The organism is Undibacterium paludis (genome assembly GCF_022568815.1).
Lineage (GTDB): Bacteria > Pseudomonadota > Gammaproteobacteria > Burkholderiales > Burkholderiaceae_D > Undibacterium.
On record NZ_JAKZHX010000012.1, the window covers coordinates 165,158 to 186,930 of the forward strand.

Below are 21,773 nucleotides of genomic sequence, written 5' to 3' on the forward strand. Positions count from 1 at the left end.
TGCCCTGTTCCGGTTCAGATCGAGGACAGGGGTATTGTCAGGCAGATTTCAAACCCCTGCCCAGGTGCTGTCGCCATGACAAAGCCGGCACGCTGACCATATTCCAGTTGCAGGCGTCTCTCCACGGTTTTGACACCGATGCCGGTGGAAGCCTGGACCGCTGCCAGCTCAGCGCCAGGGCCATCATCCTTGATGGTGATTTCCATGACACCCCGCATGGCCTTGAGCCTGGTCCGTATCAACAGATTGCCGGGCTGGCTGCGCGGATTGAACGCGTGTTTGATGCTGTTTTCCACCAGCGGCTGTACGCTCAGCGCGGGCAGGCCATAGCCATTGGCGGCTTCGTCCAGTTGCCAGTCCACATGCAGCCTGGGGCCCAGGCGCAGGGCTTCGAGGTTGAGGTAATCGCGCACAAAATTCAATTCTTCTTCAAGCGCTACATGGGCGCTGCCACCTTTTTCCGTATCGAGTACATAGCGCAGCATGTCGGAAAAACGGAACAGGGCCGCCTCGGCTGCCCTGGTGTCCTTGCGTACCAGGGCAATGATGGAGTGCAGGGTATTGAACAGGAAGTGGGGGTTGAGCTTGTTGCGCAGGCTGGCCAGTTCTGCCACCACCAGCAAACCCTGCGCCTGACTGGCTGCCATTGCCTGGGCGCGCCTGGCCTCGCTGGCACGCACCGCATGGAAGATACTGGCGACCACACCATACATCATCAGGTTGTAGAGATAGGGCCAGATATAGGCGCTCAGGGGTTTGCTTTCCTGGATGCGTTCGCCGTGCTCAATGAATTGCATGAAACTGCTGATCAGGTAGTGGCATAAAAAACCAAACACCATCGACAGGGCAAGATGGATCAGGACAATGGCAAATGGCCGCAAACCCTTGCGTTCGATATAAGCAGTCAGCGGCCAGATCAGGGCCAGCATCATGGCGGCAGGCAGGGTATTGAGTTCTGAATACAGTACCAGTTTCAGTTCAAACTGGCCTTTTGATAAACCATCAATCTGTATGACGAAGCCTATCAGTATCGAATAGATCACCCATGCCAGAATATAAAAATACCACATGCGACGCATTAGCTGCCCTTTCCCTGAATCTGCTCCTGATGCCTTGACGACAGTATCGGCCATTTCATGTCAGGCAGGTAAGGTGAAGACACCAAGTGAGGATTTTTTAGCCTTAAGTGCAAAATCGCTGACGCTATCGTACTGTTGCACCGGCCCCTGGTATGATTGTTCACCCGATTACTGTTTCTCGCCCTCCCAGTATTCCATGGTTGCTGATTTGTTATATCCCTCCCCAGTCAGGCGTACGCCGACCCGGTTGCTGTCTGGATAAACCACCACATCATGCGGATTACGTTCACCGATGACCAGGTAGCGGCAAGGCGCATCACTGTGGTTGTAGATGCTGTGCCCAGCCTTCTGACCGGCGGGGAAGACCACATAACTACCGGCCACCAGGACATAGTTGTCATCCCCCAGGCGTAGCGTCGCCGTACCTTCGAGCATCATCAACTGCTCTTCTTCCAGGTGGTGGTAATGATTGGGGCAGGCCTGCTTGCCGGGTGCAAGTTCTTCCATACTGACACCGACGTGCTGGCAACCGCCGTACTCACCCAACTGGCGGTAACGCGAACCAAAACGTTCACCATGGGCAAATTCATCCCAAGGTACTTCATCCACCATAAAAGGCCGGGTGATACCAGCCGCCGTTATCGCTTTTTTGCTGTCTGTCATGATTGCGCTCTTGAGAAGACTGAAAGGGACTGGAAAAGACTGCGTCAGGCGGCGTCTATCTTGCCCATCTCTTGCAAAACTTCGTGAGCAGAACGATAGGCATCAATCGCCAGCGGCATGCCGCAATACACACTGGCATGCAATAATACTTCTTGTATTTCTTTCATGCTGGCGCCATTGTTCACCGCGCCACGTACATGTCCCTTGATCTCGTGCGCACGGCCCAGTGCAGTCAGCATGGACAGGGTGATCAGGCTGCGGGTCTTCAAATCGAGTCCATCACGACACCAGACCGTGCCCCAGGCATTGCGGGTGACAAACTCCTGCAGCGGCGCAGTAAATGCGTCGGTATTGCTGAATGCCTTTTCCACAAAGGCCTCGCCCATGACTTGCCTGCGTATTGCCAGACCATCGGCGAATTGCTCATCCATCTGTTTATCCATTGCTGTCTCGCTTTCGTGTTTAAAATTTGCTATGCGCTGACAAGATACCTGTAAGTTTCTGTCCTGTCTTGCGACCCAGAAAATACCGGGCCACACAGACGGCAGGCATAGTTTATGCTGCCAGGAGTAGTTACATAAAATTACAGAATACTGCTTATCTTTACCCGTAGTGACATTGCATTGGAAGGTCAAGGGCTTATGATTGAATTACTCAAGGCAACATCAGGGAAACTCTACATGCAAGCGACAGTAGCTGGCCAAACCAGAATATCATCCAGGAAACCAACCGGTTTTGTGTCAGCCGCCATGCTGATATGTATGCTGGTCGTGTGGAAGCAGCCTGCCCATGCACTGGAAAGTGGCAAGCCGGCACCGGAATTTACCTTGCCTGCGACCCATAACAATCCCGGAGGCGGCGCCAGCTCCAACATACAGCTCAGCGATTACAAGGGCAAGATCGTTTATCTCGACTTCTGGGCATCCTGGTGCCGTCCCTGCAAGCAGTCCTTTCCCTGGATGAATGCCTTGCAAAGCAAGTATGGTGCACAGGGCTTCCAGGTAGTAGCCGTGAATGTTGATGCGGAGAAGGATGATGCCTTGCAGTTTTTAAAGGCGACTCCTGGCAATTTCACCGTTGCCTACGATCCCAAGGGCAAGGTTGCCCAGCAATATGAAGTCAAGGGCATGCCGACCAGCATACTGATAGGCAGGGATGGTAAAGTGTTGTCACAGCATGCAGGTTTTTTTGAAGCCAGCAAGCAAAAGATAGAACAGGCCATAGCGGCCAGCGTGGCGGAAAAACAATGAACGGAGCAAGCATGACAAGCAAACGAGGCAAACAGCTGTTGCACCTGTCGGCACTGCTGGGCAGCATCTGCCTGTGCACCGCCTGCAGCAGCATGATACAGCCGGTGCAGGCATGGGAAAAAGGCAAACTGGCCAAGAAAGCCATGACTTTTGATGCTGATGCGCTGGAAAACAAGTTTGCAGAACACACCTATTCCAGCAAGGAATCTGCCTTTGGCGGCAATGGTGTAGGCGGTGGTGGCTGTGGCTGCAATTGATTAATTGTTAATTTGTAGCGGATTAATTGACAGACGATTTTCAGGAAATTGCATGAAACCAACCAGATTGCCGAGTCCGTGCCAGGCAAAACATGCCGGGGATAAATTTGTGGACAAGCCTGTGGATAAACCTGTGGGCAAGCTGGGCCTGACCCTGATGGCTGCCGCCCTGGCCCTGCCCATGATACGGACTGCACATGCTGAAACAGCCCCCGACAAGGGTGAGATCAGTCTGAAAATACTCGATTACCAGGACAGCCAGCCCGGTGAAGACAGGGTCAAGGTCAAGGCTAATGCGCTGAAAGTCATGGCGCCGCTCAATGAAGAATGGTCAGTTGGCGCCACTTTCGTGACAGACAGCATATCGGGCGCATCGCCTTCTTTCCACAGTTATGGCCTGAGCAAGCTCAGGGACTTCCGGCGTGCGCTTGATACGGATGTGACCCGCTACTTCCCGCATCACACGCTGACCGTCGGCGCCAGTTTTTCCAACGAGGCCGACTATATTTCACGCGCCGTTTCCGTCAAGGGCAGCCAGTTCAGCGAAGACAAAAATACCACCTGGACTGCCGGCCTGGGTTTTGCCAATGACACCGTCAGCGCCAGTACAGGCAGGGTAAGAGGCGAAAACAAGCAGCTCGTGGATGCCCTGTTTGGCCTGACCCAGGTCATCAGCAGCAATGATATCGTGCAACTGAACGCTGGCTTTTCGCATGCCCATGGTTATCTGTCCGACCCTTATAAGGCCTTTGAAAAACGCCCTGATGAAAGAAATACCTATACCCTGCTGACGCGCTGGAATCATCATGTCAACGCCACTGGCGGCAGTGCGCGTTTCAGCTACCGTTTCTTTGCCGACTCCTGGAAAATCCGCGCACATACTTTCAGTGCCGAATATACCCAGCCATTTGCGCAGGGCTGGAGTGTCACACCGATACTGCGTCTGTACACGCAATCGGCAGCAAGTTTTTATGTCGATGCCGACCCCTCGATTTATCCGTTTGCCCCCAACCCGCCCGCCGGGGCGCAGAATTACGCCGAAGACCAGCGTATTTCTGCCTATGGTGCACGCACCCTCGGTATCAAGCTGGCAAAACAGATCAACGATGACTGGGAAGCCGATATCAAGCTGGAGCAATATGAACAACGTGCCTCGTGGCGCATGTTTGGCAGTGGCAGCCCGGGTTTGCTGCCTTTCCGGGCGCGTACGATACAGCTCGGTCTGTCACACCAGTTTTGACGGCTGATGAATCCGGGGCCAGAAAACAGTAAAACAGGACTTATGCAGACTTACCGTATTCCGTTCCATGCCATGGCATGTACTTGCGAAGTGGTTATCGCCGCCATGGATGAGCAGGCGACGATGAGCATGGTCCGTGACGCCATTGCAGAAGTGAAGAGGATAGAACTTAAATATTCACGCTATCGCAGCGACAGTATCGTATCGAGGATCAATGGCGAAGCCGGTGGCAAAGCAACGGAATGTGATGAAGAAACCTGTGCCCTGCTCGACTATGCCCAGGTGCTGTACGGCAGCAGCGAAGGTTTGTTTGATATTACGGCAGGCATCCTGCGACGCGCCTGGGATTTCAAGAGTACACGCATACCGTCGGCACAGGACCTGGCAAACTTATGCCAATTGATAGGCTGGGACAAGGTAGAACGCAAAGACAATACCCTGCGTTTGCCGCAGGCAGGGATGGAAATAGATTTTGGCGGTTTTGGCAAGGAATATGCGGCAGACCGTGCTGCTGCCGTCTTGCAGGCTGCCGGTGGCAGCCATGGTTATGTGAATCTTGGCGGCGACATACGGGTGCTGGGCCCCAAACCGGACCAGGAACCCTGGATCATAGGCATACAGGACCCCAGACAGCCAGGCAAGATCATTGCCAGCATACCGGTACGTGAAGGCGCCCTGGCTACCAGCGGTGACTATGAAAAATATTTTGAAGTTGATGGACAGCGCTATTGCCACATCCTCAATCCGCATACCGGCATGCCGGTCAGGTATTGGCGTAGTGTCAGCGTACTGGCCGCGCTGACCTCGATGGCCGGTAGCTGCACCACCATCGCCATGCTGAAAGAAGATGCAGGTTTGGATTATCTCGATGCGGCCGGTGTGCGCTACCTGGCGATCGATGCAGAGGGTGCTGTACATACGCAGGTGCGTTCCTGAGCAAGATCATGAACACGAAAATGACATGTAAGCAGTTAGTGAATTTACCGGAGTAAACATCATGGCAACAGTAATCGGCGACGATGGCGACAATACCTGGACCGTCATCAATCCTTCCACTTTCACCCTGGACGGCCGTGGCGGGATCGACACCCTGAACCTCGGTACTTCATTACGTACCAGCTATACCATTACCAAGGCAGCAGATGGCTCAATCCATGTTGACACCCTGTCCGGCGCCAGCGGCGAATTGCATGCGACCCTGCTGAACATGGAAAGACTGGTGTTCAACAACGGCCAGGACGTACTCGACCTGACCAGCTTCTTCGGTGGCGATACGACGCCACCTTCTGTCACCAGCTTCAGCCCGGCAGCACTAGCCACCGGCGTAGCCCCCAATGCCGACATCGTGCTGACCTTCAGCGAAACCATCAAGGCTGGCAGCGGCATCATCAACCTGCTCAATGGCGACGGCTCCACCCTGGCCAGCTATGATGTCAGCAAGAGCAGCAATGTCAGTATTTCCGGCAACAAGCTGACTATCAATCCCACCAATGATTTAAGTGCCGGCAGCACGTACAAGCTGTCCATTCCTGCAGGAGCGATCAGGGATACAGCAGGCAACAGCTACGCCGGCAGCAGCAGTTATTCATTCACCACGGCGATTAAATCGGTCCCCGGCAGCATCGTCGGTACAACGGGCAACGACAGCCTGAACGGCACCAGCGGCAACGACAGTTTCAACGGGCTGGCCGGGAATGACAGCATCAATGGCGGCGCCGGCCTGGACACTGCCATTTATGCCGGCAAGCGTGCTGACTTTACCATCAGCGCATCGGGTTCTGGTTTTACTGTCGTCGATAAAACCGGCGCCGAGGGTACGGATACGGTCAACCAGGTGGAGCGCCTGCAGTTTTCTGACATGAGCGTGGCGCTTGATATCAACAGCACGGCCGGTGTCGCCTACCGTATCTACCAGGCAGCTTTCAACCGCACACCGGATTTGCCAGGACTCGGTTACTGGATAGGGCAGATGGATAAGGGCGCCACTCTGGGGGATGTTGCCAAAAGTTTTGTCGTATCTGACGAATTTCATCAGCTATATGGCAACAACCCGACGAATACGCAAGTCATTACTGCTTACTATCAAAACGTTCTGCATCGAGCACCGGATCAGCCAGGCATGGATTACTGGCTGGGCCAGCTTGCCAGTGGCAAGGACACAATAGCTACTGCACTCGCTGGTTTTAGCGAAAGTACGGAAAACCAGGCGCAAGTCATTGCCAAAATCCAGAATGGCATAGACTTCATCCCGTTTGGATAAGCCATCAGGCGCCTGACAGGGTATGCTGTTTTTTATGTAAACAGCATACCCTGTACCATCATCAAGGCTTGCAGATTCAACGTTTGTAAATCGCCTTGATATCTTCGGCAAAATGCGCGACCAGGTTGTTGCGCTTGAGCTTCAGGGTCGGCGTGATCAGGGTATTTTCCACAGTCCATGGTTCCAGTGTCAGGATCGCCGCACGTGGCTGCGCATAGTAGGGGAAATTCCTGGTCAGGACCTTGATGCGCTTGACCACCGCTTCCTGCGCCTGCGGTGATTTCAGGCAGGCCTGGTCATCAGGATTGAGGCCCAGGGAGCGGGCCAGTTCTGTCCAGTACGCGCGGTTCAATACAACGGCACAGGCAATGAAGGGGGAGTTTTCGCCAAAGGCATAAGCCTGCTCGAACACGGCATCATTCATGATGGCCAGTTCCAGATCTACCGGGGCAATTTTTTCACCGGTGGAAGTGACGATGATTTCCTTGACGCGACCGAGGATGTGCACACGACCATCAACGACCGAGGCCTGGTCGCCTGTGCGCAACCAGCCATCGATGAAGGTTTTGGCAGTGTCTTCTTCACGCTTCCAGTAACCGCGCATGACGTTCGGGCCACGTACCTGCAATTCAGCATTTTCACCTATGCGTACTTCCACACCTTCCACAGCGCGGCCAACTGTCGCCGGGTCATTATCGTCAGGCGCATTGAAAGCGACCACCGGTGCTGTCTCTGTCATGCCATAGCCTTGTACGATGGGAATGCCCAGGCCCAGAAAGCATTGCGATATGGTCTGCGACAAAGCAGCGCCACCGCTGACAGCGACCCGCAAGCGGCCGCCGAACTGATTCTTGAGCTTGCTCGCGACCAGCGGCCCCAACAGCAGCCAGCGCAGGGTATCAACCAGCGCAGTCAGGCCGTCGCCCTTGAGCAAGCCCTGCTCACGGCTAAAGCGCCGCCAGCCGGTTTCTATCGCCAGTTTGAACAGCTTGGCCTGCAGGGCAGAGGCTGACAACCTGGTCTGGATAACACCATATACACGCTCGTAAATGCGCGGTACCGAAATCAGTATCGTTGGCCGTACTTCAAGCAAATCCTGCGGTAATTGTTTGACCGAACGCGAGAACGCCACACAGGCGCCGGCAGCAACCGGCAGGTAATAGCCAGCCGTGCGCTCAAAGGTATGCGACAGCGGCAGGAAGGATAAAAATACGTCTGTGATGACTGGCGACACCCTGTGGACAACTGCCTTTACGTTCGACATCACATTCTTGTGCGTAAGCATGACACCCTTGGGTTTGCCGGTCGTACCCGAGGTGTAGACCAGCGCCGCCAGATCATCTTCTTTCGGCCCCAGTACATTGATTTGCAGATTTGCACCTCTGGCCAGCCATTCATCAATTTGCGCAACGGGGATATGAGCAGGTAATGAGGCAGACGAGGCAGCTGCATCCAGTATTTTTTCCAGTACAACGACCTGGCGCAGCGCAGGCAGTTCCAGGCCCGCGTCGGCGATGTCCTTCCATTGCTGGTCAGATGCCGCAATCAGGAATGCCGCATCGCTGTCGCTGAGGATGTAGGCAATACTGGCCGGGTTATCAAGGGCATGCATGGGTACAGGCACAAAGCCGCAGGCCTGGGTGGCCTGGTCCATGCAGATTGCGTGCAAGCCATTGGGCAACAGGATGGCAATACGCGAGCCATGTTCCAGTCCCAACGGTGACAGAGCCCTGATAAAGCTGTGGACGCGCTCTTGCGTCTGCCGCCATGAATAGGATATCCACAAGCCCTGCACATCATCAAATTGCCGGTAGGCTTCTGCATCAGGGGTTTGTGCAACCCGCCAGGCGAATAATTCAGCCAGGGTTTGCACTGTGGATAAGTCGGGAGATGTTGTTGTTTGTGCAGAAGTAGACATGGAGTACTGGGAAAATTAAACAGTCAAGCGGCAAGTCTTCATCTTCAAACAGATAGGAGAGCTTTGATCATTCATTTTTAAACGAAAATGCCGACTAAAAGCGTCATTATGCAATAAATTGTTGAAAGAAATGATTACGCAAGCACAAACCATGGCCGGGTAGCCTGGAAAATCCATCGTAAGCATGGTAAGTAAAGATCAATCATTGCTATATTATTATTGATTTACCTGGATTCAAGTTTCATCGCCCTCAACATGTGGTGCATCCCACAGCATCAGACGCGCCGCCATGAACATGTCTGCCTGGCTTTTCAGCCAGGATTCGACGCGGACCACATCACCGCGAGGTTCCTGTGGCGAGACGAAGTAGTAGGCGGCATCCGAGCGTACCGGCGTGGAAAACAAGTCGACCAGCCGGCCATTGCGAATGTCATCAAGAACCAAAGCCACACGGCCCATTGCAACCCCTTGCCCGGCCACCGCTGCTTCCAGTGCCAGCAATGACAGGTTGAACTGTCTCCCACCGTCCAGCTGTCGTGGTTCTTCGCCCATCGCTGCGAACCACTGCGCCCATTCCCGAAAAGCGTCAGCCCCGTCCCAGGGGCTGACGTCATGCAGCAGCCATTCTGGTCGCAGGTCAGCCGGTGTCCGCAATCCTGGATGGGCTTTCAAGAAAGCAGGACTGGTGACAGGCAGCACCCATTCGTCCAGCAGTTGCCTCATATACAAGCCCTGGTACTGTCCAGTATCGAAGCGTACCGCTGCATCAAGCGCTTCTTCTTCCATACGCCGTCGATTCACGGCGTGGAATTCGCCCTGCACGGACAAAGGGATGCCAGGATGCTGACCAAAGAAATCACTCAGCCTGGGAGTCAGCCACTTCATGGCAAACGATGGTGAACAACTGAGGACCACAGCCTGGGGTTCCTGGCTGCGTCGCAACCGGGCGAGCGCTGCCTCGATGCCGCGCCAGCCCTCATGGACCGCCTGATGCAACTGCAAGCCATCGGGGCTGAGTTTCAGTTCGCGCCCGGCACGCAGCAGCAGGGTACGTCCCAGGGCAGCCTCCAGCTGCTTGATCTGCTGGCTGACCGCGCCTTGGGAAATGCACAATTCGGCCGCAGCGCGCGAAACGCTGTGATGACGCCCGGCTGCCTCAAAACAGCGCAACCAGGCCAACATGGAGGCAGTCAGCATGATTTAGTTTCACTAATACTTTTTTGCATTATAAGTGATTTGTCTACTATGAATTCATCACCTAAAATCATTCACAATATTCACTTTCATTTAACATCCATGAAAATCACGGACCCAAACTCTTCCGATCGGACCACTACGCTATCGTCTCTGCGCGCAGGACTCCCATTTTTGTGGACATCTGACATGCGTGGTACACCAGCGCTTGCAAATGGATTCGACAAACGGCTGACAGCCGCCGCCATGGCGCGCCTGCAGCGATTCCAGCCACTTGTCGCACGCTTGTTTCCCGAACTGGCCAGTGACGGTGGTCGGGTCCGTTCTGAACTGAAACAGGCGCCACACATGCAGAAGACAATGGACGTGAAGCAGGGGAAAGTCTGGATCAAGTGCGATCACGCACTGCCAGTAGCCGGATCGGTCAAGGCCCGCGGTGGCTTTCACGAGGTATTTGAATATGCAGAAAGCATTGCAGCTGCGGCCGGCATTTCGCTCCATGATCGGGTGGAAGGACTGGACGCACCGGAAGTCCGGGCATTATTCGCTCGACATGAGATCGCCGTTGGCTCTACGGGTAACCTGGGTCTGGCCATTGGAACCATGGCGGCTGCATTGGGCTTTCGTGCGGTTGTGCACATGTCATCTGATGCCAAGGAATGGAAAAAAGCACGCCTGCGGGCGCGCGGAGCCACTGTCGTAGAACATAGCGGCGACTATGCAGATGCGGTTGCAGCAGGCCGTCAGCAAGCGCAGGGTCAGTTGAACTGCCACTTCGTCGACGATGAAAATTCTGCTTCGCTGTTCGCAGGTTACAGCACAGCGGGAGCAGAGCTGCAAGAGCAACTCATGACAGCAGGGGTCGTGGTTGACGCCAGCCATCCCCTGTTTGTCTATATTCCCTGCGGCGTGGGTGGCGCACCCGGTGGTATCGCCCATGGACTGGCTGACATATTTGGCCCCTTCGTCCATTGCTTTTTTGTTGAACCCGTAAGCAGCCCTTGCGTGCTCATTGACCTTGCCACGGGACGGACCGACTCCGTCTACGACTACGGGCTGGATAATCGCACCGAAGCCGATGGACTTGCTGTTCCGCGTGCATCCCGTTTTGCCATGGACTCGGTACGACATCTGGTGGCAGGCGCTTGTACCGTGCGCGACGAGGATCTTTTGCGTGACCTGTACCTGCTGGAGCAAACTGAGAAAATCCGCGTGGAACCTTCCGCCGCCGCCGGCTTCGCTGCTGTACGCGCGCTCTGCAATTCGGAACAGGCGACCAGCTACTTGTCACGCCATGGTCTGACCGGGCACATGCAACAGGCAACACACGTGGTGTGGAGCACCGGCGGATTGCTGCTGCCAGAAGCAGATTTCCGGGCTTACCATGATCGCGGCAGTGCACTGGCAGCACCATGCTCAATGCTGGTGACATCAAACCATCAAGCGGCTCTGGCAAGCTGACCCATGAGAGAAAGATATCCAATGACTGAGACCATCCATCCTTTTTACGAATCGCATCGAGGTGCCATGGAAGCCGCAATGCGCCATCGCCTCGACCTTGCTGAAACGATACTGCGCGAGCGGGCGCATCTATCTGATATCGATGGCATCAGACGTGAGGTGATGGACGAATTCGACATCGTAATCACCCAGTTGCCATATGTCGGTGGCGCCGAAAATCGCATGAGTCATTTCTTCATGCGTCTTATTGGTTTTCTGGCCATTGGACGGGTGCTGCGGCGGCATGCTGTACCACTGCCCGTGATTGGCGACATCGGGCGTGAAACCCTGAAGGCACAGATGCTCACCATGTCTGAAGCGGAGCGCCTCGCCTTGGGCCACCAGTTCCTGTCGCCGGAAAATCTGGCTATGGTGCGCGAGCAGGCCGCACAAAGCACGACAGAAAATCACCAGGAAGAATTTCCGGCAGATTTCGTCTACGAATTCGTCGAGCCTGGCCCGGGTGACAGCTTTGACTTTGGCATCAACTACAAAGCCTGCGGTTTTTGCAAGTTTGCGGCTCAACATGGAGACAAGGAAATCCTGCCCAGCATTTGCGGGCTTGACTTCGACGATTATGCGACGCGGGGCATCCACCTGGAAAGGACACAAACCCTGGCCCAGGGCGCGAGTCATTGCAATTTCCGGTTCACACGACAACGCAGAATGATTGATCAAAAGCGCTGATCAAAAGCACAGTATAATGTAGCCCTTGTTCGCCAGATTTCAACCACGGAGATACCACCATGTTAGGCACACAAGACCTCGCCCAGTTCATCATCGCCGGCATATTGCTCAATATTGCCCCCGGCCCCGACTCCCTCCTGATCATGACACGCAGCGCCACCCAGGGCTGGCGCGCCGGTTCGGCAGCGGCCCTGGGCATAGGGGCAGGTACTCTGGTGCATATCATGGCGGCGGCGCTGGGTTTGTCGGCCTTGCTGGCAACTTCGGCTACAGCCTTTACCATCGTCAAACTGGCCGGTGCGGCATATCTGCTGTACGTTGGTGTATCACTGCTGCTGAGCAAGGCAAAAGGAGAACAGGCTGCCACAGCAGGCACGACCCTGCCAGTAATACTCAGTCATCGCAAGATTTTCATGCAGGGCTTTCTGACCAATGTACTCAATCCCAAGGTCGCGATCTTTTTCCTGGCTTTTGTGCCACAGTTCATCGCTGCTGACGCCAGCAATAAACCACTGGCCCTGATTGTTCTAGGTTGTATTTTCAACTTCAATGGCATGTTGTGGTGCCATTTTCTCGCTGTTTCTACAGCGTTTGCCCGTCAGCGTGTACGTGTCAACCAGGCAGTGACGCTGTGGCTGAACCGCTTCATCGGCGCAATGTTTGTGTCCTTCGGTATCAAACTGGCGCTGTCTAACCGACACTAGGCAACAGGCGCCAGGCAAACCCCGGGCATATTTCACAAATATTTCCCGGGACAAACTGTCACTTATTTGATCGGCAGGCAGCTGGTGTTCTTGACCTCTTCCATCACCGCATAGGTATGCGTTTCGCGCACACCGTTCAATTGCAACAATGATTTACCGAGGAAATCGCGGTAGGCATTCATGTCCTTGACGCGCGCCTTGACCAGGTAATCGAAACCACCGGCCACCATATGGCATTCCAGCACTTCAGGGATGGCCTGTACGCCACGCCGGAAGGCATCGAATACATCTGGTGTAGTGCGATCAAGCACAACTTCAATGAAAACCAGCAAAGCCACATCGAGTAGATGCGGGTTGAGCTGGGCTGTGTATCCCAGTATGTAGCCGGACTCTTGCAACTTGCGCACGCGTTCCAGGCAGGCAGCAGGGGAGAGGTTAACCCTGGTTGCCAGTTCTACATTACTGATACGGCCGTCGTTTTGCAATTCGGCCAGAATTCTTTTACTGATTTTGTCGAGCATAAGAAGTCAGAAATCGTCAGTGTGGTGATTAATAATATTCGGGAATATTTTCTCACAAAAAAGAAAATTTCGATATATGTTCCGATTTCCAGAATTAATCATCGAAGAGCATCTATACAATTAAATCATATTTGTTTTGATTATTTTTATATGATTGCGACCACAGTCCCCATGACCAACACACCCTTTTCTGCCTTGCAGGCAGAGTTACTTCCCGCAGCGACGCCCCTCAGAACCGCCATAACGCAAGCATACCGCCGATCAGAAACCGATGCAGTGCAATGGCTGCTGTCTGAAGTAAATCCTCATGCGGACCAGCAAAAGAGTGTTGTAGAACTGGCACACCGCCTGGTCAGTCAGGTCAGGCAGCAGCGCACCCGGGCATCGGGTGTTGATGCCCTGATGCATGAATTCTCCTTGTCTTCCGAAGAAGGTGTGGCCCTGATGTGCCTGGCTGAAGCCTTGTTGCGCATCCCTGACCATCAAACTGCAGACCGCCTGATTGCTGACAAAATCAGCAAGGGCGACTGGCGCAAGCATCTCGGTGAATCACCGTCGCTGTTTGTCAATGCCGCGACCTGGGGCCTGCTGGTCACCGGCAAACTGGTCAGCACAAATAGCGAACAAGGCCTGGGTTCTGCCCTGACGCGCCTGATCGCCAAAGGTGGTGAACCGCTGATACGCAAAGGTGTGGACCTGGCTATGCGCATGCTCGGCAACCAGTTTGTCACCGGCCAGACCATAGAAGAAGCGCTAAAGAATAGCCAGGACAATGAAAAACGCGGCTATCGTTATTCTTACGACATGCTTGGTGAAGCAGCATTGACGGCAAAAGACGCAGCGTTTTACTACAAAGCCTATGAAACCGCGATCCATGCCATAGGCAAGGCCTCAAATGGTCGCGGCATCAAGAACGGCCCTGGCATCTCGGTCAAATTGTCAGCTCTGCACCCGCGTTATTCACGTGCCCAGCGTGAGCGCACCATGAATGAATTGCTGCCGCTGCTGAAGAAATTACTGGTGCTGGCCAAACAATACAATATCGGCCTTAATATCGATGCCGAAGAAACCGACAGGCTGGAACTGTCTCTGGACTTGATGGAAGCCCTGGCCTTTGATGCCGACCTCAAAGGTTTTGAGGGCATAGGCTTCGTCGTGCAAGGCTATCAGAAACGCTGCCCTTTCGTTATCGATTACCTGGTTGACCTGGCGCGTCGCAGCGGCAGCAAGTTCATGATACGTCTGGTCAAGGGCGCGTATTGGGATGCTGAAATCAAACGCTCGCAAGTCGATGGCATGAGCGGCTTTCCCGTCTACACCCGCAAGGTGTATACCGATTTGTCTTACCTGACCTGCGCACAAAGACTGCTGGCAGCGACGGATGTGATTTATCCCCAGTTTGCCACTCATAATGCACTGACCCTGGCGACGATTTACACCTGGGCGCAAAAAGCTGGTATTACTGATTATGAATTCCAGTGCCTGCATGGCATGGGTGAAACCCTGTATGACCAGGTGGTTGGCAAAGACAAACTGGACAAGCCTTGCCGTATTTATGCGCCAGTAGGTTCGCACCAGACCCTGCTGGCCTATCTGGTACGCCGCCTGCTCGAAAACGGCGCCAATTCTTCCTTCGTCAATCAGATCGTCGACGAAAATATTTCCATCGAATCAATGCTGGCTGACCCCATTGCGGTATCGCGTGAACTGGGCGGTGCAGGTCACCCCGGCATCGCCTTGCCGCAGGATCTGTTTGGCAAGGAAAGAAAAAATTCTGCCGGTCTCGATTTTTCGAATGAACTGGAATTGCAGAGGATTTCTGCCCACTTTGCCGCAAGCAGCACACAGTCTCTGTCGGCTGGCCCCATCCTGCATGGACAGGTTTCTGCGACACAGGCTCATCCCGTGACTAACCCGGCCAACCAGCTTGACGTCGTTGGTGAAGTGATCGATGCCGATGCCCAGGATGTGCAGACGGCCCTGCACGCGGCAGAACAATATGCAATGGACTGGCAGACCACGGCCCCGGTAGAACGTGCCGCAGCCCTGAAAAAAGCCGCTGACCTGCTGGAAGCGCAAACCCTGGACTTCATGGCGCTGGCAATACGTGAAGCTGGCAAATCCTTACCCAATGCCCTGGCTGAAGTGCGCGAAGCTGTCGACTTTTTACGCTACTATGCCGCCCAGGTGGAAGGTCTGCCCAACACCCAGGCATTGGGACCGGTAGTCTGTATCAGCCCCTGGAATTTCCCTCTGGCCATCTTCATTGGTGAAGTCAGTGCGGCGCTGGCAGCCGGTAATGTGGTACTGGCCAAACCGGCCGAACAGACACCATTGATTGCTTATCGCGCCATACAATTGATGCATGAAGCCGGTGTACCACGCGGCGCCCTGCAATTCCTGCCGGGTACCGGTGAAGTGGTCGGCGCCCAGCTGGTCGCCGATCACCGCGTCAAAGGGGTGATTTTTACCGGCTCCACTGAAGTCGCCCAGATCATCAACCGCACCCTGGCGAAACGCGCCGTTGATGAAGGCATAGATATCGCACTGATCGCCGAGACAGGTGGCCAGAACGCTATGATCGTCGACAGCAGCGCCTTGCCAGAACAGGTAGTCAATGATGTGCTGTCATCAGCCTTTGACAGCGCGGGTCAGCGTTGCTCGGCCCTGCGCATACTCTGCCTGCAGGAAGATATTGCAGACAAGACCCTGGAAATGCTGCATGGCGCGATGAAAGAACTGCGCATAGGTCAGCCTGACAGACTGTCCATCGATATCGGCCCGGTGATTGATGCTGAAGCACAAAAAAATCTGCTCAGCCATATCAACGGCATGCGTGACAAGGCAAAATCCTTTCATACACTGGACCTGGCCAGCGATTGCCGCAGCGGCACTTTTGTCGCCCCTACGGTGATGGAGATCGCCAATCTGGCCGACCTAAAAAAAGAAGTATTCGGCCCGGTACTGCATGTATTGCGCTATAAACGCGATGACCTGGCGCAATTGATAGACCAGATCAATGGCACCGGTTTTGGCCTGACCCTGGGCATCCATTCACGTATCGATGAAACCATCAATTTCATCACTGATCGCGCGCATGTCGGCAATATCTATGTGAACCGCAATATCGTCGGTGCTGTGGTCGGCGTGCAGCCATTTGGCGGTGAAGGTAAATCCGGTACCGGCCCCAAAGCTGGCGGCCCTCTGTACCTGAAACGCCTGCAACGTACACCTGTGGTCGGCCTGGGCGGGCATACCGTGTATGAACGCCAGTCACCACCGGCGCTGGAAGCCTTGCTGGTCTGGGCCAAAACACATGGCCATCAAAAGATTGCCGAACTTGGCGAACACTATGCCCACCACAGCCCTTACAAACTGACCCAGGTCCTGCCAGGCCCGACGGGTGAGCGCAATACCCTGTCATTTGCGCCGCGTGGCCGTATCTTCTGCGCAGCCAGTACAGTCAATTGCCTGTTGAACCAACTGGCTGCTGTGCTGGCGACCGGTAACCAGCCAGTATTGCCGGCACAAACCCTGGCCCTGCTGCCGGGTGGCATGCCTGCAGAAGTCAGCAAGCTCATCATCGCTGCAGAAGCCGAGCAATGCGGTGCACAACTGGCGCTGGTGGAAGGGGGCTTGCTGGCCCATTACAAGCTCTTGTTCGCAGCACAGAATGAAGCCATTGTCTCCATCGTCGAAAGCCATGAACATGCTGAAGCCCCGCTCTGGCGGCTGGTGGCAGAACGTGCACTGTGCGTCAATACGACAGCGGCTGGTGGTAATGCCAGTTTGATGACTTTACAAAGCTGAATTTACCCAGCTTTTTGAGTTTGAGTGCTTAAAGCCCTGTGAAAATTCACAGGGCTTTTTTATTTGTTTTTATACACCCAGGGCATACAATATTTCTGTAGTTTTCCTGACCCTGCCCATGAAGGGGAACAGCCTGCCAACGGCAAATTCATGCAATTCTGCACTGATGCTCGACATCGCGTCTTCTGCAAAGATCAATTCATAACCAGAGTCAAAAGCAGCCCTGGCTGTTGATTCCACGCCAAAATTGGTGGCGATGCCTGCGAGGATGATGCTGCGTATTCCATGCCGCCGCAGATGCTGCTCCAGCGCTGTCCCATAAAACGCACCCCACTGGAATTTTGTGACCAGTATGTCGTCAGCCTGTACATCAATCGCCGCAGTCAGTTGCGAAACACTTTCCGGCGCGGGGCCGGCATTCGGGTCACGTGCCAGCGAAATATCGACAGGCAGGTGCAGCAATTTGTTCACATCAACCCGTACATAAATGACCAGGGCGCCACAAGCCTTCATGGCTTTCACCAGATGCTGACAATTGTCGAGCACCTTGGCAGAACTGTAGGGCGCAAGCGTGCGTGCCATATTGCTGTTTTGCAGATCAATCAGCACCAGTGCAGTCCTTGTTGCATCGAGATTTATTCCCTGCATTTTTTCCTCTTTTTCATAAAAATATAACCTGAGGATATCCTCATATTTATAATAATACTGTATAATATGAGGATGAACTCAGGTTTTGAAAAGACAGGTAAATTACCGAGACGTATCCCTCAACAGGAAAGAGGGGAGCAGCGTAAGGCAACGATGCTGGAGGCAGCCGCGCAATTGTTTGCCAGGCTGGGATATGAAGTAACAACGATGACCGCCATTGCAGAAAAATCAGCTTCTTCAATTGGCGCCCTGTACCAATATTTTCCTGATAAGGAGACTATTGCGCTGGCTTTGCGCAAACAATACAGTGATGAGATGGATAACCGTTGGACTGCACTGATCGAGATCGCAGCCGGTTTAAACATTGCTGAGTTGGGGGAAAGAATTATTGACTTGATGGTCGCGTTCCTGCATGAGCATCCGGCTTATTTCTGCCTGCTCAATGCGTCTTTGAAATACAAGCGCAGTGACCAGGACAGGCTACGTCTGCGCAAGCGATTTGCGGCTGTCATACGCGAAAAGCAGCCTGCCATGAACAGTACCGACAGCCTGAGGCTGGCCATCGTTGCGCTGGAAATCGTGAAGTCACTCAATCCCCTGTATGCCGCAGCGACAAAAGCAGAACGTGTGCAACTGGTCAGGGAATACAAACTGGCGCTGGTCAGCTACCTGCAACTGAAGCTGGCTGTCTGATGTTGAACATTTATTGAAGGCTTGTTGGACAGTGCAGTGAATGTGCCTGGGTTCCAGCTGGGACGCCGAGGCACTAAGGCAGTGGATATCTGGCTACGAATTCAGTCATATCCGGGACGGGATTCAAACATCAAATCCACTGCCTTTTTTTGGATAAGGGATGCAAACTGTCATTTTTATATTGAGGAAAAGCCAAGACAATTGCCATTTAGCAGGCAGAATTTGTGCTGCACGCTCGTATTGTGAGCGGGTGAGCAGATCTGTTTATCAAGTTCGGTAATGTACCTGTGAGTCAGTATATTTTTAAGTAAATTTACTCATAGAATACAAGGATCTGAACATTCGCTGTCTTTCTATACTGACGTGTTTCAGCATGATCAGTCTTTTTGCCAGCGCTTCAGCTTTGGTATTTCCTTGGTGAAAAATCCACAGAGAAACCCAGGGAAGCCAAATTCCATCATTTTTTCTTTCACCAGTGCCTGCATTTGCACAACGCTGATATCAGGCTGCAGGAATTTGCCATTTGCATAGCATTTACTGCAATAAATAGTGCTTTTTGGACCATCGCTATTGCTACGGCCACCGTTTTCATCACGTTTCAGGGGCATACTGCAACTCTGACAGTTTTTGTAGACGGCTTACATCCCTATCCCACCCGAAAAATGACAGCGTAGAAATTTGACGTAATTAATGCAGACATTATTTTGATCAACATATATCCGCCTTTTTATTATCGGTAATATTCTTTACCTTGCTTCTGTTCCACATACCCCTGTTTCACATACGTATTACTATTGCTTTTCCAGTTTATGCAGTTCTTCAGTCATTTCCTTACTGGCTTCAAGCATTTTTTCTATCATGGGCGTCATGAGTTTTTGCATTTCACCTGTTGTTTGCTGCATCATGACCGGCATTTTGCTGATAAAAGATTTCCCCGCTGGGGATTTATAGAAAGCAATGATACCGTCTACATCTTCCTGAGTTAATGAATTGCTGTAGATACGGACGAAAATCGGCTCCAGGTTTTCCCAACGCATTTCTTTCCTGTGGATATCCAGGACTTTATCCTTGAACTTATCAAGCACTTTCTGCTGGGCTTCGTTGACGGCCTGATCCTTCATGGCGGCTTTCATGGTGCTTTTCATCATGCCGTCCATCTGTGCTTCCACATTTCTGATGATCTGTTGGCTGTTGGCCAATGTCAGCAGTTCTTTGACCGATGCATCTGTGGGTTTTTCTGCATGTGCTGAAGCACAGACGAGCATACCGGCGAAGAATAAACGCGACCAGAGTTTCATGAAAATTCCCTTAACTTTTAACGAGTTAGGAATTCTACGACAGATCCCGGCTTTTGTTTTTTTGGTTTTTTTTGAGCTGTGGACAGGCTTAAATTGAATAAGTTTATATATACATGGTAGTGATTGTTAACGCGAGTACTTGACTGTGGATAAGTCGGTTTACATCCACAGAATCAAAAGTTTAGGCCAATGATAAGGCGGTGATAAAAGTCTGTATATCCACAGGACAAAATCTGAACAGTAAACTTGCTTTTGAGTAAACCTAAGCTTACACACAATGAATACAGTGGATATCGACTGACTTATCCACAGAAATATTTTTAAATTTGTTGTTTTAAGTGAGAAATTCCAGCAAACCAGGGACGTTTTTGCTTATGGAACAAGAAAATTTCCAATAAATCGTTAAGAAATATGGTTTTGCTGTTAGAAAACTCAGTATCAGCTTCAAATAAATAAGCTGATGTTATTTGTGAAACTGGTTTTTTTGAAAAACACAGGTTTTCAAGAAATGTTTGCCTTGTTGAAAAGATGTTTATTTCAAGAAAATCTTTTATAAAAAGCTGATTTATTTTTTCAAGCTTCTTTTGCGTTTTACCGGCAGTCGGGTTTTTCCAGGAAATGCCCTGAGGTTCTTCAAAAAGCGTTTAATTAAATAACTTAGTTTATATATACATAGTAATAGTTGTTAACGTCGCGATTTTTTGTGGATAAGTCTGTATTTGTCCACAGAAACAAAGACTTAGTTCATGTATAGATGGCCGTATAAGTCTTGTATGAAAAAAGGACAGTTTTGGGATAAAAAAACTGACTGCACAAGTTAAGACCGTTTTGCACAGTTCATCCTGTGGATATGCATAGGCTTATCCACAGAAGTTAACGTGGGTATCAAGGCAAGTATGATTGAATTGAATACATTGAATAATCAGATTCCATCAGCGCGGCGCAAGATGGCCGGGGCAAATTGATGGACCAGTTTGCTGAAAACCGCATAGGCAGGTTTTTGCCTGCCTGTCAGGTGATGGTTATAGATGGCTGTATATTCAAGCGTAGGTATGCCACCACGGGAACGCTTGAACTGGCTGGCGCCGGAACTGTAATGGAGTTTTAACTGTTTCTCCCTGGCGCGTGCCAGCAGCAAAGCCATCAGCCTGCGGTACAGACCCAGTTCTTGTGGCAGGCTGGTGTCATAACCTATCAGCGGGGTGGTGATCCAGCCATTATCAGGGTTACTGTACAGACCAAGTACGCCAACAAATTTGCCTTGCCAGCGCAGGGCCTGCAATTCCAGGAACTGGGTTTCCAGGCACAGTTCAAAGAAAGCCGGACTGAAGTCGGGGTTCAGACAGGAATGCTTGTTCATGAAAAGCTGGCGGAACAGGGGGCGTAATAGCTTGATATCTTCTGGCTTTAAAGAATGGTGAGCAATTACTTCGACTTCTGTATTAGCCAACAGTCTGGCGTCTTGTCTGACGTGATTATGTTTCCAGACACTGGCTTGTTGCGGGTCGCATAAGTAAATCATGCGTGAAGGCAGTAAATCCCAGCCGGTTTCAGTCAAGGCCTGCGCCAGTTGCGGATTCACTTGCGGACAGATATTGCGCATCATTAATGGGCGCTGTGGATAACTGTGCTGCAGCTGCTCTGTCATTGCTGCAATATCTGCCAGCGACCATTCCGGATACAGATTCGTTGATACCAGGTGATTGGCCACGATGGCCGCCTGATCCAGCCTGGTTGCTGTGAACAGGGCAGACAGGGGGCCAAAGAGGGCACAACTGGCCAGCTTCAGGAGCTGCGTCGTGGCTGGACTGAACTGACGCAACATTTCCTGCCTGGTGTATCTCAGCCATGTTGAACGGGGACTCGATACATAGCTTTCTTGCCAGTTGCTGTGATCAAGCAGGCTGACAGGCTGGCTTTGTCCGGCGATATTGATGGACTGGATTTCGCAGCTGGCATTGTCCAGCCAGTGCTGGCCACCGCGCGAACGCGCAGTGAGCAGCCACAGGGCGTCAGCCACCACATGTGGCGGTAGTGAAGTATTCAAGTGA

19 protein-coding genes and 1 pseudogene are annotated in these 21,773 nt (G+C 52.6%); 10 read left to right on the top strand and 10 right to left on the bottom strand.

Annotated features, from left to right (window positions below):
• Window positions 1-14 precede the first annotated feature (14 nt).
• The 3 genes from LZ463_RS20680 to LZ463_RS20690 form a co-directional block, all read right to left on the bottom strand.
• The gene (locus tag LZ463_RS20680) at window positions 15-1,133 is read right to left on the bottom strand and encodes a sensor histidine kinase (protein ID WP_241457985.1); all 1,119 of its coding nucleotides are present in this window, start codon (window positions 1,131-1,133) and stop codon (window positions 15-17) included.
• Window positions 1,134-1,247: 114 nt separating this feature from the next.
• Entirely contained in the window at window positions 1,248-1,742 is a 495-nt protein-coding gene (locus LZ463_RS20685; protein ID WP_241457987.1) for a cupin domain-containing protein, read from the bottom strand.
• Window positions 1,743-1,786: 44 nt separating this feature from the next.
• The gene (locus tag LZ463_RS20690) at window positions 1,787-2,173 is read right to left on the bottom strand and encodes a carboxymuconolactone decarboxylase family protein (RefSeq protein WP_241457989.1); all 387 of its coding nucleotides are present in this window, start codon (window positions 2,171-2,173) and stop codon (window positions 1,787-1,789) included.
• A gap of 249 nt (window positions 2,174-2,422) precedes the next feature.
• Here LZ463_RS20690 and LZ463_RS20695 point away from each other — a divergent pair, with 249 nt between their 5' ends.
• From LZ463_RS20695 to LZ463_RS20715, 5 genes are all read left to right on the top strand, one after another.
• Window positions 2,423-2,992 (top strand): TlpA family protein disulfide reductase, encoded by a 570-nt coding sequence (locus LZ463_RS20695; RefSeq protein WP_241457991.1) that lies wholly within the window; start codon window positions 2,423-2,425, stop codon window positions 2,990-2,992.
• Between the two features lie 11 nt (window positions 2,993-3,003).
• Entirely contained in the window at window positions 3,004-3,249 is a 246-nt protein-coding gene (locus tag LZ463_RS20700; protein ID WP_241457993.1) for a DUF4266 domain-containing protein, read from the top strand.
• Window positions 3,250-3,301: 52 nt separating this feature from the next.
• Window positions 3,302-4,489, top strand: coding sequence for a DUF3570 domain-containing protein (locus LZ463_RS20705; protein WP_241457994.1), 1,188 nt, complete (start codon window positions 3,302-3,304; stop codon window positions 4,487-4,489).
• Between the two features lie 42 nt (window positions 4,490-4,531).
• Window positions 4,532-5,425, top strand: a complete 894-nt coding sequence (locus tag LZ463_RS20710; RefSeq protein WP_241457996.1) for an FAD:protein FMN transferase — start codon at window positions 4,532-4,534, stop codon at window positions 5,423-5,425.
• Window positions 5,426-5,486: 61 nt separating this feature from the next.
• Window positions 5,487-6,749, top strand: a complete 1,263-nt coding sequence (locus LZ463_RS20715; protein WP_241457999.1) for a DUF4214 domain-containing protein — start codon at window positions 5,487-5,489, stop codon at window positions 6,747-6,749.
• Between the two features lie 76 nt (window positions 6,750-6,825).
• Here the strand turns inward: LZ463_RS20715 and LZ463_RS20720 are convergent, their stop codons facing one another.
• A complete protein-coding gene (locus tag LZ463_RS20720; protein ID WP_241458001.1) occupies window positions 6,826-8,667 on the bottom strand; it encodes an AMP-dependent synthetase/ligase in 1,842 nt (613 codons plus the stop codon).
• A 234-nt stretch (window positions 8,668-8,901) separates the two neighbouring features.
• On the bottom strand, window positions 8,902-9,864 hold the full coding sequence (locus LZ463_RS20725; protein ID WP_241458003.1) for a LysR substrate-binding domain-containing protein: 963 nt from the start codon (window positions 9,862-9,864) through the stop codon (window positions 8,902-8,904).
• Between the two features lie 99 nt (window positions 9,865-9,963).
• Here LZ463_RS20725 and dsdA point away from each other — a divergent pair, with 99 nt between their 5' ends.
• The 3 genes from dsdA to LZ463_RS20740 are packed head-to-tail and all read left to right on the top strand — an operon-like array spanning window position 9,964 to window position 12,752.
• Window positions 9,964-11,322: a D-serine ammonia-lyase gene (gene dsdA / locus LZ463_RS20730; RefSeq protein ID WP_277624123.1), complete on the top strand. Its 1,359-nt coding sequence runs from the start codon at window positions 9,964-9,966 to the stop codon at window positions 11,320-11,322.
• Window positions 11,323-11,343: 21 nt separating this feature from the next.
• Window positions 11,344-12,048: an L-2-amino-thiazoline-4-carboxylic acid hydrolase gene (locus tag LZ463_RS20735; RefSeq protein ID WP_241458007.1), complete on the top strand. Its 705-nt coding sequence runs from the start codon at window positions 11,344-11,346 to the stop codon at window positions 12,046-12,048.
• 59 nt (window positions 12,049-12,107) lie between these two features.
• Window positions 12,108-12,752 (top strand): LysE family translocator, encoded by a 645-nt coding sequence (locus tag LZ463_RS20740; RefSeq protein WP_241458009.1) that lies wholly within the window; start codon window positions 12,108-12,110, stop codon window positions 12,750-12,752.
• A 62-nt stretch (window positions 12,753-12,814) separates the two neighbouring features.
• Here the strand turns inward: LZ463_RS20740 and LZ463_RS20745 are convergent, their stop codons facing one another.
• Window positions 12,815-13,273 (bottom strand): Lrp/AsnC ligand binding domain-containing protein, encoded by a 459-nt coding sequence (locus LZ463_RS20745; protein ID WP_110254407.1) that lies wholly within the window; start codon window positions 13,271-13,273, stop codon window positions 12,815-12,817.
• Window positions 13,274-13,444: 171 nt separating this feature from the next.
• On the opposite strand from LZ463_RS20745, the gene putA reads away from it, so the two are divergent.
• On the top strand, window positions 13,445-17,083 hold the full coding sequence (gene putA / locus LZ463_RS20750; RefSeq protein ID WP_241458011.1) for a trifunctional transcriptional regulator/proline dehydrogenase/L-glutamate gamma-semialdehyde dehydrogenase: 3,639 nt from the start codon (window positions 13,445-13,447) through the stop codon (window positions 17,081-17,083).
• Between the two features lie 69 nt (window positions 17,084-17,152).
• On the opposite strand, the gene LZ463_RS20755 is transcribed toward putA, so the two are convergent.
• The gene (locus LZ463_RS20755; RefSeq protein ID WP_241458013.1) at window positions 17,153-17,731 is read right to left on the bottom strand and encodes an isochorismatase family protein; all 579 of its coding nucleotides are present in this window, start codon (window positions 17,729-17,731) and stop codon (window positions 17,153-17,155) included.
• A 72-nt stretch (window positions 17,732-17,803) separates the two neighbouring features.
• Here LZ463_RS20755 and LZ463_RS20760 point away from each other — a divergent pair, with 72 nt between their 5' ends.
• Window positions 17,804-18,424, top strand: coding sequence for a TetR/AcrR family transcriptional regulator (locus LZ463_RS20760; RefSeq protein ID WP_241458015.1), 621 nt, complete (start codon window positions 17,804-17,806; stop codon window positions 18,422-18,424).
• A 377-nt stretch (window positions 18,425-18,801) separates the two neighbouring features.
• Here the strand turns inward: LZ463_RS20760 and LZ463_RS20765 are convergent.
• The 3 genes and pseudogenes from LZ463_RS20765 to LZ463_RS20775 form a co-directional block, all read right to left on the bottom strand.
• Window positions 18,802-19,035 (bottom strand): annotated as a pseudogene (locus LZ463_RS20765) (zinc ribbon domain-containing protein); the annotation flags it as partial.
• A gap of 180 nt (window positions 19,036-19,215) precedes the next feature.
• Window positions 19,216-19,722 carry a DUF2059 domain-containing protein gene (locus LZ463_RS20770; RefSeq protein WP_241458019.1) on the bottom strand — a complete coding sequence of 169 codons (507 nt, stop codon included), beginning with the start codon at window positions 19,720-19,722 and terminating at the stop codon, window positions 19,216-19,218.
• Between the two features lie 922 nt (window positions 19,723-20,644).
• Complete coding sequence (locus LZ463_RS20775) at window positions 20,645-21,769, bottom strand: hypothetical protein (protein ID WP_241458021.1); 1,125 nt, start codon at window positions 21,767-21,769, stop codon at window positions 20,645-20,647.
• Window positions 21,770-21,773 lie beyond the last annotated feature (4 nt).